This is a genomic window from Halomonas sp. Bachu 37 (assembly GCF_039691755.1).
Lineage (GTDB): Bacteria > Pseudomonadota > Gammaproteobacteria > Pseudomonadales > Halomonadaceae > Vreelandella > Vreelandella kashgarensis.
In genome coordinates this window covers 1,617,160-1,631,994 of sequence record NZ_CP137552.1, presented here as the reverse complement: position 1 = coordinate 1,631,994, position 14,835 = coordinate 1,617,160, and the positions used below count along the sequence as shown (strand labels likewise).

Genomic DNA, 14,835 nt, shown 5'->3' with positions numbered 1-14,835 from the left:
TGGTGCCCACTTGAAGCGGTTGGCAGACGATTGTGATACCTTGTCGCGAATCTTTATTGCAGCATGAGCTATTGGCGATTTATGGATGTGAATCAGCGTATCATCTCGCGCCTTGCCGAAGAGCTGGGCGTACGCCCGCAGCAGGTAGCCGCGACGGTAGAACTTCTCGACGGCGGTGCCACCGTTCCCTTCATTGCCCGTTACCGCAAGGAAGTCACCGGCGCACTCGATGACAGCCAACTGCGCAGTCTGGATGAGCGCCTGCGCTATCTGCGCGAACTCGAGGAGCGCCGCACGGCAGTGCTCGCTGCCATCGACGAGCAAGGCAAGCTGGATGCTGCGCTGAGTGCCAAGATACAGGCCGCCGATACCAAGCAGCGCCTGGAAGACCTCTATCTTCCCTTCAAGAAGAAGCGCCGCACCAAGGCCCAGATCGCTCGCGAGGCGGGCCTGGAGCCGCTGGCGGATGCACTGCTCGCCAATCCCGAGTTGGACCCCGAGCAGCAGGCCGCCGCTTACCTGCGCCCGGCAGAGGGTGATATACCCGCCATCGAAGACGCCAAGGCCGCCCTCGATGGGGCCAAGCAGATTCTGATGGAGCGTTTTGCCGAAGACCCCGAACTGGTCGGCAGTCTGCGTGAGCGGTTGTGGTCCGAAGGCGAGCTGAGCGCCCGTGTGCTGGAAGGCAAGCAGCAGGAGGGCGCCAAGTTCTCCGATTACTTCGAGCACGATGAAAAACTGGCCAAGACGCCGTCGCACCGAGCGCTGGCGATGTTCCGTGGCCGCAACGAAGGCGTTCTGAGCCTGGCGATCCGCCTACCCGGCGAAGACGAAGCCCCGCTGCACCCGGCTCAGGTCGCCATTGCCAAGCAGTTCGGCATCACCGACCAGGGACGGCCCGCCGACAAGTGGCTGGGCGAAGTGGTGCGCTGGACCTGGCGGGTCAAGCTGTACACGGCGCTGGAAACCGAACTGCTGGGCCGCCTGCGTGAACAGGCCGAACTTACGGCGATCGAGGTCTTCGCCGCCAATTTGAAAGACCTGCTGCTGGCCGCGCCGGCGGGGCAGAAAGTGACAATGGCGATCGACCCCGGCCTGCGTACCGGCTGCAAGGTCGCGGTAGTCGACGCCACCGGCCAGTTTGTCGATCAGGCCACGATCTACCCTCATGCGCCGCAGAAACACTGGCGGGACTCCCTGGCCGAGCTTGCCCGGCTGGCGAAAAAGCATGGCGTGGAACTGGTTGCCATCGGCAATGGTACCGCCAGCCGGGAAACCGACAAGCTGGCCGCCGAACTGGTCCAGATGCTGGCCTCCGAGCAGCGGCTGAGCAAGGTAATGGTCAGCGAGGCGGGTGCCTCGGTGTATTCGGCTTCGGAGTACGCCTCCCGCGAGCTCCCCGACCTGGATGTCACGGTGCGTGGCGCGGTCTCCATCGCCCGCCGCTTGCAGGACCCGCTGGCCGAACTGGTCAAGATAGAACCCAAATCCATCGGGGTGGGCCAGTACCAGCACGATGTGTCGCAGCTTCAGCTGTCGCGCAGCCTGGAAGCGGTCATCGAGGATTGCGTGAATGCCGTCGGGGTCGATCTCAATACCGCGTCCAGCGCGCTTCTTTCGAGAGTGGCGGGGCTCAGCGCCGCGCTGGCGGAAAATATCGTCCAGCAGCGTAACCAGCAAGGCGCGTTCAAGAGCCGCAAGGAGCTTCTGGAGGTGAGCCGGCTGGGGCCGAAGACATTCGAGCAGTGCGCCGGCTTTCTGCGTATCAACGGGGCGGAAAACCCGCTGGATGCCAGTGCGGTCCATCCGGAAGCGTACTCGCTGGTGGAACGTATTGCTCAGCGCAGCGGACGTCAGGTCAGGGGGCTGATCGGCGATAGTGCTGCGTTGAAGGCGCTCAAGCCGGCCGATTTCGCCGACGAGCGCTTCGGGGTGCCCACGGTCAGCGATATCCTCAAGGAGCTGGACAAGCCCGGCCGCGACCCGCGTCCCGAGTTCAAGGCCGCGGAGTTCCGTGAAGGAGTGGAAACCCTCAACGACCTGGCGCTGGGGATGGTGCTCGAAGGGACTGTGACCAATGTCACCCACTTCGGGGCGTTCGTCGATATCGGCGTTCACCAGGATGGCCTGGTGCACATTTCGGCGCTTTCCGATCGCTTCGTCGAGGACCCGCGCAGCGTGGTCAAGGCGGGAGATATCGTCAAGGTCAAGGTGATGAGCGTCGATATCCCGCTCAAGCGTGTCGGACTTTCCATGCGCCTCGATGACACCCCCGAGGCGGCCGGCAGCGAAAAACCGTCGCGTTCGGCGGCCTCGGCCCCGGTACGTAAATCCCGCCCGCAGCAGCAAAAGGGACGCAGCGAGGCCGCGGCGCCGGTGGGCGCACTGGGTGCCGCCTTGCTCAAGGCTCGCCGGGACAACTGAGGATGGCTGTCTTGAAACTTTCCTCAAGGTCGCCATATGCTGCGTTTCTACGGCATGGCCGTCTGTTTTCATACAGGCCCGCGAGACGGGCCTCCCTGACAAGGAGCGTTCGCCTTGCCTGATTCAATTTCCTCTTCAGGTTCACAAGCCGCGCAAGGAAGCCAAGCCGCCTCCAGCTCTCTTTCCGCCATGGTCGAGCGGCTGATGGTTCCCGCTCGCCAGGGGCGAATCAGCCGCTTGCGTCGCGGTCTGGAAAAGGAGGGGCTGCGCGTTGACCCGCAAGGCCACGTGTCACAGACGCCGCACCCGTGGGCGTTGGGTTCCAAGCTTACCCATCCGCATATCACCACGGATTATTCCGAGGCATTGCTGGAGTACATTACGCCGGTCTATACCCGGCCGAGTGATGCGCTGGCGTTTCTCAACGACCTGCACCGCTTCAGCTACCGCCACCTGGGAAATGAGTTGATCTGGCCCGGCAGCATGCCGGCGCGGCTATCGGGCAACGATAGCGTTCCCATCGCCGACTACGGCACTTCCAACGTGGGGACGATGAAGCACGTCTACCGCAAGGGCTTGGATATACGTTACGGGCGGATCATGCAGGCGATTGCGGGGGTTCACTACAATGTGTCGCTGGCCGATGACATGTGGCAGGCCCTGCGCGAGCTGGACGGCGTGACCGACACGCCTTTCAACGACTATCGCTCGTCGCGCTATTTCGGTCTGATCCGCAATTTCCGCCGCCATAGCTGGTTGCTGCTTTACCTGTTCGGGGCGTCTCCGGCAATCGACAAGAGTTTCCTGGCCGGGGGCAAGGTGCCGGCAAAACTCAAGGAACTGGATGCCGAGACCTACTACGCGCCCTATGCCACGACCTTGCGCATGTCGGACCTGGGCTATCAGAACAAGGTCCAGGAGCAGCTGAAGATCTGCTTCAACTCGCTCTCCAACTACGTCAATACCCTGCGTCATGCGATCTCGAGTCCGTGGCCGGACTATCAGGTGCTGGGAGTGAACGAAGAGGGGGACTGGCGCCAGCTCAACGCCAATATCCTGCAGATCGAGAACGAGTACTACAGCGATATCCGCCCCAAGCGCGTGGCCAAACACAATGAAACGCCGAGCCAGGCACTCGAGGCGCGGGGAGTGGAGTATATCGAGGTGCGTTGTCTGGACCTCAACCCCTTCGATCCGCTGGGGGTCACCGAAACCCAGATGCGTTTCGTCGATACCTTCCTGATGTGGTGCCTGCTGAGCGAAAGTCCGTGGATCAGCGACGAAGAGTGCGATCGCCTTGACGATAACCGTCGCCTGGTGGTGGAACGGGGACGCGACCCCGCACTCGAGCTGGTGGATAACGGCACCACGCTCAAGTTGGCCCAGTGGGGGGGAAGGATCTTTACCGAGATGCGCGACGTTGCCCGCTTGCTGGATGCCATGGAGGAGGGCTCGCCCCACGCCGATGCGCTGAACGAGCTCGAAGGGATGCTTGAAGACCCGGGGTTGACGCCATCCGGACGTCTGCTGGCTCGTTTGCAGGAAAACGGCGAATCCCTGAGTGACGCCATGCTGGCGCTGGCCAAGGAGCAGGCGGCAGCGCTGGCGAACGAGCCCATACCGCGGGCGCGGGAGGCCCTGCTGACGCAATTGGTCGAGACCTCGCATCAGCAGCAACGCGATATCGAGCAGGGGGATACGCAATCCTTCGCTGAATTCCTCGAGGTCTACTTCAGTCAGGCTCGGGAATCTCGATCGTTGAGCGCTCTGGATAGCGGAGCGAATTCATGACGTCCTCTCTTCGTCCGGTAGCGCTGCGCCCCTTGGCGCTGGCGGGCTTCGGTTTTTGTGTGTTGATGATGGCGGTGGCGCTGGGCCTCGAGCATATCGCGGGGCTGGAGCCGTGTCCGTTGTGCATTTTTCAGCGTGTCGGGGTGATCGCCACCGCTGTCGTGCTGCTGGTGGCGGCAATACACAACCCGGCCGGGCGCGTCGGGCGAGCGATCTACGGCGTGCTGGGCCTGTTGACGGTGGGCGGCGGCGCGTTTGTCGCCGGGCGCCACGTCTGGCTGCAGACCCTGCCCGCCGATGAAGTGCCGAGCTGCGGACCGGGGCTGGACTACATGATGGATATCCTGCCGTTCCAGGAAGTCGTGGCGATGGTGCTTACCGGCTCGGGGGAGTGCGCCGAGATCGATTTCCTGTTTCTGGGAATCACGCTGCCTGCGTGGACCTTGATCGGTTTTTTGTTATTGGCTCTGGCCCCGTTGGCAATTGTCTGGCAGGCTGTAAGCCGTCGTTAGTGGACCGTTGTCGGGAGTGACGGCGGGAATCGAAAAGGCGAATTACGCCATCAATTAGTCTGGCAACAGCAAGGAGAGACCCCATGCTCGAGAATTGTAAAAGCGCCCAGGAGCGCTGGGGGGGCGTGCATACGCTGATTGACCGCTGGCTGGAGCAGCGCCGGGAGCTGCTGGTGGGTTTTCTTGAACTCAAGGAAACCTGCGATGCGGAGCTGGAAAAAGTGGAAAAACCGAGCATCGATGGTTTTAGCCAGTTATTGATGGACTACATCAGTGCCGGTCACTTTGAAATCTATCCGCAGTTGGCGGAAGAAGCGCGTGCCTTCGATGATGACCAGGCATTGACGATAGCGGAAAAACTGCTCGAGCGTTTGGAGCTGTCGACGCAGATGGTGCTGGAGTTCGATACCGAATACGCCACCACGGTGAAATGCGAGCAGTACATGCACCGTCTGCCCGCTTGGGTGGACCGCCTGGCGAAAGGATTGACCGAGCGTTTCGCTCTGGAGGATCAGTTGATTGCTCGGTTGCATGCAGCGCATACTCCCCCCGCACCGGCAGCAGCGGCCCGTCCCTCGGTCTGAGCCTTGGACGCCCATCGAGCCTTAGAATAGTAATAAACGTCTTCCAGCCCAGCGAAGGCTACCCCCGAACAAACCGTATTCGAATTGGCTTTATACAAATACAAATAGACGAACGGCGCCTAAGGGCGCCGTTTGGTTAGTGGAAAATCTAGTCGGCAAATTGAAACATTGCCCAACACAGGATCGGAATCAGCCTGAAGCGGGGGTTATTCGCCAAGGATGGCGAATTTAGCGCCCAAGGACGGGTTCATAGCGCCCCCGCAGAGGGCTGGATACGATGCTGTGGTTCTAGCAAATTAACGGCGCCTAAGGGCGCCGTTTTGCCTTGCTGCCCAGTACCAGCATGCACGGGGTGAGCAGCAGCGTCAGGACGGTAGCAAAGGTAAGCCCGCCGGCTATGGCGCTGGACATCTGCGTCCACCACTGCGCGGAAGGGGCACTGAAGCCCAGCGCGGGGGTGAACAGGTCGACATTGATGCCCAGCACCATCGGCATCAAGCCGAGCACTGTGGTAATCGCCGTGAGCAGCACGGGACGCAGGCGCAGACAACCCGCCTCCAGCGCGGCGTCGCCAGGCGCCATGCCCTCGCCACGCAACTCGTTGAAGGTATCGATCAAGACGATATTGTTGTTTACCACGATCCCCGCCAGAGCAATTATCCCCATTCCCACCATGACGATCCCGAAAGCCTGACCGGTGATGAGCAACCCCATCAGTACCCCGGCCGTGGAAAATACGATTGCCGAAAGCACCAGGCCCGCCTGGTAGAAGCTATTGAACTGGGTCACCAGAATCAGCGCCATCAAGCCGATGGCGACCAGGAACGCGGTCACCAGGAACTGCATCGACTCCTGCTGGTCTTCCTGCTCGCCGGCGACATTGACCATCAAGCCGTCCGGCAAGCTGTCGCCACTGGCCTCGAATAGTGCGCTCAACCGCTCGTCGGCGAGAAAACCGGGGGCGAGATCGGCCTCGATGGTAATGGCGCGCCGACCATCGATACGGTTGAGCGTACCCACCTTCGGCGCCGGGGTCAGAGTCACGAAGTGCGAGATCGGCACCTGGCCCCGCTGGGTGTTGATGGTGAGACGTTCCAGTTGATCGAGTGAGCGCCAGTGCTGCGGCAAGCGCACACGAATATCCACTTCGTCACTGACTTGCGGTGGGCGGTAGCTTGCGACCTGAAGGCCGGTGGTGAGCAGTTGTACCGCGCTGCCGATGGTCGTTACGTCGGTGCCCATGCGCGCCGCGGCTTCGCGATCCACGTTAACTCGCCACTCCACGCCCGGCAGGCTGCGGTTATCCTGGATATCGACGAAACCGCCCAGATCGCGCATCCACTGGTTCAGTTGGTTGACTCCCGCATCGGCGACGGCGGGATCGGTGGCGCTGACTTCGAGCACGATAGGCTTGCCCCCGCCGGGGCCCATTTCCTGTTCCTGGAACTCCAGCGTGATGCCGGGAATATCGCGGGCGCGCTCGGCCATGTCGGCCAGGATGGCGCGGGCGGGGCGGCGTTGATGCCAATCGATGAACTGAAATTGCAGCATGCCGATCACGTCGTTGCCCATCTGTTCGTTGGGCACGGCAAAAGAGCGAGCATACAACGCCCTGACTTCGCTCATGCCCGATAATTTGGCTTCCACGCGCTGCACGATGGCGTCGGTCTCCGCGGCAGAGAAATCGCCGCGGGCGCGCACGAGTACCTGGGCACTTTCGGGCTCGACATTGGGAAAGAAGTCGATACCGTGATTGAAGCGGGCGTAGCCGGTGTACAGCAGCACCATCAATAACACGGCGATCAGCAGCACCCAGGCCGGATGCTTGAGCAATCTGGCCAATAAATGACGGTAGCCGCGCCCGAATGACGTGGCGGTATCGCCTGTATCGGCACCGTTAGTCGCAGTGGCCGTGCGGGTAAACAAGCGACCCAGGGCGGGCAGGAACACCAGCGCCATGGCCAATGACGCCAGAAGACACAAGATCACCGTGGCCGGCAGGTATTTCATGAACTGGCCCACCACGCCGGGCCAGAACAGCAAAGGCACGAATACCGCCAGTGTGGTGGCGGTAGAGGCGATGACCGGCCAGCTCATGCGCGAGGCGGCGTTAAGCCATGCCTGATGAGGTGGCTCACCGTCGCGCAGGTGGCGGTCGGCAAGCTCGCTGACCACGATGGCGCCATCCACCAGCATTCCCGCCACCAGAATCAGCGCAAACAGCACCACAATGTTGAGCGTGAAACCAAACGCCCAGATCAGCAGGATGCCGGTGAGGAAAGCACCGGGAATGGTAAGTCCCACCAGCAGCGCCATGCGCCAGCCCATCACCGCGACTACCACGATCAGTACCAGCACCACGGCAGTCAGCACGTTATTCAAAAGCTCAGAGAGCATGTTTTCGACGGTCGTCGACTCATCCAGAATCGTGGTGATCTGCAACTCTTCGGGCAGCATATCGTCCGCCTGGGCCAGGCGTTCGCGTACGGCGTCGATGGTGGCGATGATATTGGCCCCGGCGCGTTTGGATATTTCCAGTACCACGGCGGGTTGGTCATCGATGCGGGCAAAGCCTTCGGGGTCCTTGTAGGTGGGATTGATCCAGGCGACATCGCCAAAGGTCACCACCTGGTCGCCCTCGACCTTGATCGGCATGTTCATGACGTCTTCAAGGGATTCGATGATGCCGGGGACTTTCAGCGCCAGACGCCCGGCGCCGGTATCCAGGCTGCCCGCCGCCACCAGGCGATTGTTGCGCGAGACCTGGTTGAACAACGTATCGAAGTCGATGCCGTAACTTTCGAGTACCAGCGGGTCGACGACGATTTCCAGCATGTCCTCCCGCTCGCCGGCGATATCGACTTCCAGCACATCGGCGATGCCTTCGATCTCCTCCTGCAGCTGCCGGGCGATGGACATCCGCTCGCGGGTATTCAGCTGCCCCGAAAGGCCGATGGTCAGTGCCGGAAACTCCGAGACATTGACTTCCATCACGCGCGGCTCGTCGGCTTCGGAAGGCAACTCACTGCGGGCGATATCCACGCGGTCGCGCACGTCGGTAAGCGCGGCGTCGGGGTCGAAACCGGCATCGAATTCCAAAGTAATGGAGCCATGGCCCTCGCTGGACTGTGCGGTGAACTTGCGCAGCCCTTCTATACCGCGAAGTTCCTGTTCCATGGGACGAATCAGCAGCCGCTCGCCATCTTCGGGGCTGACCCCTTCCAGCGACAGCGAGACATAGATCATGGGAATGGTGACGTCGGGGTTGGCCTCCTTGGGAATCATCTGCCAGGCGGCGGTACCCGCCAGCAGCAAGCTCACCAACAGCAGCAACGTCGTACGGGAGTGGGCTAGTGCCGCGTCAATCAACTGGCGCATGCACGCTATCCTGACCGTTCGGAGATTGGGAAATTGTCGCCTCTTCAGCGGGGACAGGGGATACCGTCTGCCCTCTTTCCACCATGCCCGCCCCCAGCGTAATCAAACGCAGCGGATCGGGAAGCCCCGCCACGTAGGCGCGTTGCGTGTCGGCACTGATGAGCTCGACGGCGCTCTGGCGCACCTGGTCGTCGTCATCCAGATGCTTGACCGTCAACCGGCCTTCGCCATCCAGGCTGAGCAGTGCCGGTGAAAACGTGTGTACCTGGCGGGGCGGCAGGGTGATCGTCAGTTCGGCACTGCCGCCCGCCAAGCGCTTGTTGGTGGGGTTGTCAAGCGTCGCTTCGATATAAAAGCTGCGTGTGGATTCATCGGCACGACTGCTGATATGGGTCAACTCCCCCTCGATGTGATCGCCGTTGAGCAGCCGCGCGGTCACGGGCAGGCCGACGCTCAACTCACCCACCTGCTGTTGGGAAACCCAGGCCACACCCGTCAGACGCCGGTCGTCCACCAGCCGCCCCCACTCCTCGCCGGGTTGCAGCAGGTCGCCCAGCTCCACCTGGACGCGGTCCAGTACACCCGCGAAAGGAGCCGTGGGGCGGCTATCTTCCAGCTGATTCTCCAATTGAGCCACCGAAGCGGCGCTGGCGCTCAGTGCGCTCTGCAAACGCAGAAGTTCTGGCTGCGAAATGAGTTCGCGCTGGCGCAGGCTGCGTGCCCCGCTATATTCCGCCTCGGCCACCGCCAATTCGTCGCGTGCCTGCTTCAGGCGCTCGGAGAGAGCATCGTTATCCAGCACCAGTAGCGTATCGCCTGCCTCGACACGGCTGCCTTGCGCTACCGGCTTTTGTTCCACGAAACCGGCGACATTGGCGCGCAGGGTGGTTTCGCGCTCGGCAGTCAGCTGGCCCTGGACGACCTGCTGAGGAATGAATGGGGTACTCTGCTGCACGACGACTTCGACCCTCGGCCCCGCTTCGCTGCGGGGGGAGGCATCCGGTGGTGTGGACTGGAAACGCTGGAAATTACCGAAGGCGAGCCATATCGCTAGAACCAGTACCAGCAGACTGGCCAGGGCATAAGAAAAGGGGATTCTTCGCATGGGGGTCCATGTCCATATCAACACAAGCAGGGGAGGAGGTTGCGGCCCGGTCACACCATAGCGCAACTCGACTCTTTCAGCGAGCGGCGGGCCGCGGCGAAGCTCGGGAATAGCCTCATGTCTGATTGAGTTTTTGTACCACTGGGCATAACATCTTGGCGTCTCGAGTTCTGTCGACCCACCCACAGGCAAGAACCTACACTAGGCGAACCACCAAGGAGCGATGATGAAAGATCCCGTACGTATTGCGATTACCGGCGGTGCCGGCCAGATCAGCTACTCTCTCATTTTCCGCATCGCCGCTGGCGACATGCTGGGGCCGGATCAGCCCGTCATTCTCCAGTTGCTGGAAATCCCGCAGGCCATGGACGCGCTGAACGGCGTGGTGATGGAAGTCAACGACTGCGCCTTCCCGCTGGTGCAGGATATCGTTGCCACCGACGACCCCAATGTCGCGTTCAAGGATGCCGACTTCGCCCTGCTGGTAGGCGCGCGTCCGCGTGGCCCGGGCATGGAGCGCAAGGATCTGCTGGAAGCCAACGCGGCGATCTTCTCGGTGCAGGGCAAGGCGCTGAACGATCACGCCAGCCGTGACGTGAAAGTGCTGGTCGTGGGCAACCCGGCCAACACCAACGCGCTGATCGCTTCCTGCAACGCGCCGGATCTCGATGCGGGCCAGTTCACCGCGATGACTCGCCTGGACCACAACCGCGCCCTGACCCAGCTGGCCCAGAAAACCGGCAAGCACGTCACCGACGTCGAAAACATGATCATCTGGGGCAACCACAGTGCTACCCAGTATCCGGATCTGGCCCAGTGCAAGGTCGACGGCAAGGCAGCGTTCGACCTGGTCGAGCGTGACTGGTACGAAAACGACTTCATCCCCACCGTGCAGCAGCGCGGCGCGGCGATCATCAAGGCGCGCGGCGCGTCTTCCGCTGCCTCGGCGGCGTCTTCCGCCATCGACCACATGCACGACTGGGCATTGGGTTCCAAGGGCATCGTCAGCATGGCGATTCCTTCCGACGGCAGCTACGGCATCGAAGAAGGCATCATCTACTCCTACCCGGTACGTTGCCAGGGCGGCAAGTACGAAATCGTCCAAGGCTTCGAAATTGACGCCTTCAGCGAAGAGAAGATGAAAGCGACCGAGAAGGAACTGCGTGAAGAGCGTGCCGCGGTCGAGCACCTGCTCGGCTAAACGTGCCACCGGTTCCCCCGGGTAAACGCAAAACCCCACAAGTATCGCTTGTGGGGTTTTTCTTGTCTGGCTATCGGCTCAACGACCTGATGATCGGGCTCAGCCACGTAGGCTCATGATGCGCCAGTGACGATCTTCGGCGACCTTGCGCAGGGTGTCGTCGGGGTCGACGGCGACGGGGTGTTCCACCTTTTCCAGCAGCGGGATGTCATTGTGCGAGTCGCTGTAGAACCAGGCGCCATCCATGACTTCGTCCTGTTCTTCCAGCCACTGTTCCAGGCGCTGGACCTTGCCTTCCCGGTAACTGGGAATGCCGCTGACCTTGCCGCTGTAGTGACCGTTTTCGATATGCGGCTCGACGGCGATGAGGTGATCCACGCCCAGGCGTTCGGCGATGGGACCGGTAATGAAACGATTGGTGGCGGTGATGATCAACAGCGTGTCGCCCCGCGTGCGATGGCGTGCCAGCAGCTCTTCGGCCTTGGGCAGGATGTTGGGTTCGATCTTGCCGGCCATGAACTGCTGGTGCCAAGCGGCCAACTGCTCGGGAGTATTGTCGGCCAGCGGTTTCAGGGCCACGGCGAGAAAGGCGTCGATATCCAGCGTGCCGGCGGCATAGTCGGCCATGAAGCGCTCGTTGGCTTCGCGGTAGGCCACAGGGTCCACGGCGCCCTGTTCCAGCAGAAACTCGCCCCAGGCATGATCGCTGTCGATGGAGAGTAGCGTATTGTCCAGATCGAAAATCGCCAGGCTCACGGCGTTCCCCTTTTCGTTGTTGGTTATCGTGGATGTCGTTGTTGGATATCGTGGATGAATATCGTTAATCGGTTGCACGACGACGTGAGGCGTCGCGCCGAAAGCGGGGCGGATTATCGCAGAGTCGCGGAGCTATTCCCACCGCTTGGCGAGACGCCCGAACCAACGCGTTTGCGCTCCAGAGCCGGATTATATTGATGGGGTTGATCGCCTTGTGGAAAAATGGGGGTAATTGAAATTTTATAAGGTGATATGCCCGTGATCGACGCAGACGGCTTTCGCCCCAATGTTGGCATCATCATTGCCAACCCCGAGGGGCAACTGCTTTGGGCGCGTCGGGTGGGACAGAATGCATGGCAGTTTCCCCAGGGAGGCATCAAGGCAAGCGAGACACCGCAAGAAGCACTTTTTCGTGAGCTTTACGAAGAAATCGGCTTGACGGTCGACGATGTCGATATTATTGCCTGCACTAGGGGATGGTTACGCTATCGCCTGCCACGACGCATGATTCGCACACATTCACGGCCGGTATGTATCGGTCAGAAGCAGAAGTGGTTCTTGCTCAGGATTCGCTGCCAGGAGAGCCGCATCTGCATGACGGCGACTCCCAAGCCGGAGTTCGATGGCTGGCGCTGGGTCAGCTACTGGTATCCGTTGGGCCAGGTCGTGCCGTTCAAGCGGGAGGTCTACCGGCGAGCGCTGCGTGAACTGCTGCCGCGCGTACAGCGACTGGCTCAGGGGGAAGAATGACGACGCTGCAGCGAGGCTGACCAACATGAACAAGAAGACATCGATGCTCGAGGTGCTGCGTCGCGTGATCCAGGAGGTCAACGGGGCGCGCAACCTGAACGCTGCGCTATCCACCATGGTGCGCCGTATTCGCAAGGCGATGCGCACCGATGTGTGTTCGTTCTACCTGTACGACAAGACACTGGAATCCCTGGTACTGATGGAGACCATCGGCCTGCGCACCCAGGCGGTGGGCAATGTGATATTGCCGGTGGGTGAGGGTCTGGTAGGCCGTGTGGCCCAGCGCAGCGAGCCCTTGAATCTGGAAGATGCCCAGGCCAACCCGCACTTTCGCTATTTCGAAGCCACCGGGGAGGAGCGTTACTCCAGTTTCCTCGGCGTGCCGATCATTCATCAGCGACGGATGCTCGGCGTTCTGGTCGTTCAGCAGGCCGAAAAGCGCCGTTACGATGATGAGGACGAGGCGTTCCTGGTCACTATGGCGGCCCAGCTGGCGGGGGTGCTGGCCCATGCCCTGGCCACCGGTAATCTGACGCGCCCGGCCCTGGCCGGTGGGCAGGCCATGTTCACCGGGGTGGCGGCTTCGCCGGGTATGGCGATTGGCGAGGCAGTGGTCATCGCCGCGCCGGCGGACTTGAATAGCGTACCGGACCTGGTACCCAGCGACGTCGAGTTCGAGATCGCCAGGCTCAAGGAGGCGATTGGCCGCACTCAGGAAGAAATCCGTGCCGCCGCCGAACGTCTGGTGAATCGCATCTCGACCCAGGAACTGGCGCTTTTCGACGTTTACCAGCAGATGCTGGGCGAAGCCGCTTTGTCGAAGGAGGTAGAAAAACGCATTCGCGAAGGCCAGTGGGCGCCGGGGGCGCTGGCGGATGTGGTGCGTCGGCATGTGCAGTATCTCGAGCGTGTCGACGATGATTACCTGCGTGAGCGGGCGGCGGATATCCGCGACCTAGGACGCCGTGTTCTGGCCCATTTGCAGGAAGACACACCCACGACTCCCGAAGCCTATCCAGACAACACCATTCTAGTGGGTGATGAGATCAGTGTGGCCATGCTGGGGGAAGTGCCCCGCGACAAGCTGGTTGGCCTGGTGTCGGTGCGTGGGTCGAGCACCTCGCATGTGGCGATCGTGGCCCGTGCCATGGGGATACCCACGGTACTGGGAATGGTCGATTTGCCCTTGCCGCGTCTCTCGGGAGCGCCCGTGGTACTGGATGGTCATCGGGGGCGGTTGTTCGTGCGTCCAGTGGCGGAACTCAAGACTCGCTACGAAAGCTTGATCGCCGAAGAGCGGGCCTTGAGCGAGCTGCTCGAATACGAACAGGACCTGCCCAGCGAAACGCCAGATGAGCACGCCATGCCGCTCATGGTCAATACCGGATTGGCGGTGGAGGCCACGGCCCAGCTCAAGAACCGCATCAGTGGTGTCGGGCTGTATCGCACCGAAGTTCCCTTCATGATCACCGAGCGCTTCCCCGGCGAAAAGGAGCAGACGCGGCTGTATCGGGAGCAGCTGGAGAGCTTCTCGCCCTTGCCGGTAGTGATGCGTACCCTGGATATCGGCGGTGACAAGGATCTGCCCTATTTTCCCATCGATGAAGCCAATCCGTTTCTGGGTTGGCGGGGCATGCGGGTCACACTGGATCATCCCGAGGTATTGATGGTGCAGTTGCGCGCCATGTTGAGGGCCTCTCGCGAACTGGATAACCTCTACGTGCTGCTGCCTATGATCACTAATGTGGAAGAGGTGGATGAAGCGCTGAAACTTCTGGACAGGGCGATCATCGAGCTGGGCGAGGAGGGCGTCCGGGTCGAGCGGCCACCGGTGGGGGTCATGGTCGAAGTCCCGGCGACCATCTATCAGATGGATGCACTCGCCGAACGGGTGGATTTCTTCTCGGTGGGCAGCAACGACCTGACTCAGTATCTGCTGGCGGTGGATCGTAACAATCCGAGAGTCTCGGGTCTCTACGATGCCCTGCATCCAGCGGTTCTGTCTGCCCTGGACGAGCTCTCGCGTGATGCCAGGCGGCTTGGCCGTCCTATTTCATTATGCGGTGAGTTGGCAGGTGACCCCGGCGGCGCCCTGCTGCTGATGGCGATGGGATTTACCAGTTTGTCGATGAATGCGCCCAGCCTACCCAAGGTCCGCGCCGCGATACGGCGGGTGACCTTGGCCGACGCACAGCAGTTGTTGAATGAAGTCCTGCGCTTGGCCACACCGACCCAGGTACACCAGCATCTCGAGGCACGCATGGACGAGTGGCAGCTTTCGCATCTTATGCCGCCCCGAGATTGAATTGTCACTCAAAAAGACGAAAGGCCAAT

Annotated in this window: 10 protein-coding genes; 7 read left to right on the top strand and 3 right to left on the bottom strand. The window is 61.4% G+C overall.

What is annotated here, in order from left to right; genetic code table 11:
* Positions 1–81: 81 nt before the first annotated feature.
* From R5M92_RS07490 to rsd, 4 genes are all read left to right on the top strand, one after another.
* Positions 82–2,424, top strand: a complete 2,343-nt coding sequence (locus tag R5M92_RS07490; protein WP_346799054.1) for a Tex family protein — start codon at positions 82–84, stop codon at positions 2,422–2,424.
* Between the two features lie 189 nt (positions 2,425–2,613).
* On the top strand, positions 2,614–4,215 hold the full coding sequence (gshA, locus tag R5M92_RS07485; RefSeq protein ID WP_346799297.1) for a glutamate--cysteine ligase: 1,602 nt from the start codon (positions 2,614–2,616) through the stop codon (positions 4,213–4,215).
* On the top strand, positions 4,212–4,727 hold the full coding sequence (locus tag R5M92_RS07480) for a disulfide bond formation protein B (protein ID WP_346799052.1): 516 nt from the start codon (positions 4,212–4,214) through the stop codon (positions 4,725–4,727). The genes gshA and R5M92_RS07480 overlap by 4 nt, the downstream gene beginning before the upstream one ends.
* 83 nt (positions 4,728–4,810) lie before the next feature.
* A complete protein-coding gene (gene rsd, locus R5M92_RS07475; RefSeq protein WP_346799050.1) occupies positions 4,811–5,311 on the top strand; it encodes a sigma D regulator in 501 nt (166 codons plus the stop codon).
* 306 nt (positions 5,312–5,617) lie between these two features.
* On the opposite strand, the gene R5M92_RS07470 is transcribed toward rsd, so the two are convergent.
* Positions 5,618–8,689, bottom strand: a complete 3,072-nt coding sequence (locus R5M92_RS07470; RefSeq protein WP_346799049.1) for an efflux RND transporter permease subunit — start codon at positions 8,687–8,689, stop codon at positions 5,618–5,620.
* The gene (locus R5M92_RS07465) at positions 8,673–9,794 is read right to left on the bottom strand and encodes an efflux RND transporter periplasmic adaptor subunit (protein WP_346799047.1); all 1,122 of its coding nucleotides are present in this window, start codon (positions 9,792–9,794) and stop codon (positions 8,673–8,675) included. Before R5M92_RS07465 ends, R5M92_RS07470 begins: the two co-directional genes overlap by 17 nt.
* A gap of 226 nt (positions 9,795–10,020) precedes the next feature.
* Between R5M92_RS07465 and R5M92_RS07460 the strand changes: the two genes are divergently transcribed.
* Positions 10,021–10,995, top strand: a complete 975-nt coding sequence (locus tag R5M92_RS07460) for a malate dehydrogenase (RefSeq protein ID WP_101145309.1) — start codon at positions 10,021–10,023, stop codon at positions 10,993–10,995.
* A 99-nt stretch (positions 10,996–11,094) separates the two neighbouring features.
* Here R5M92_RS07460 and R5M92_RS07455 read toward each other — a convergent pair whose 3' ends face one another.
* A complete protein-coding gene (locus R5M92_RS07455; RefSeq protein WP_346799045.1) occupies positions 11,095–11,751 on the bottom strand; it encodes an HAD family hydrolase in 657 nt (218 codons plus the stop codon).
* Between the two features lie 258 nt (positions 11,752–12,009).
* On the opposite strand from R5M92_RS07455, the gene R5M92_RS07450 reads away from it, so the two are divergent.
* Together R5M92_RS07450 and ptsP are read left to right on the top strand one after the other, a co-directional pair.
* Positions 12,010–12,501, top strand: coding sequence for an RNA pyrophosphohydrolase (locus R5M92_RS07450; protein ID WP_346799043.1), 492 nt, complete (start codon positions 12,010–12,012; stop codon positions 12,499–12,501).
* Positions 12,502–12,544: 43 nt separating this feature from the next.
* Entirely contained in the window at positions 12,545–14,806 is a 2,262-nt protein-coding gene (gene ptsP / locus R5M92_RS07445; protein ID WP_346799296.1) for a phosphoenolpyruvate--protein phosphotransferase, read from the top strand.
* The last annotated feature ends 29 nt before the right edge of the window (positions 14,807–14,835 follow it).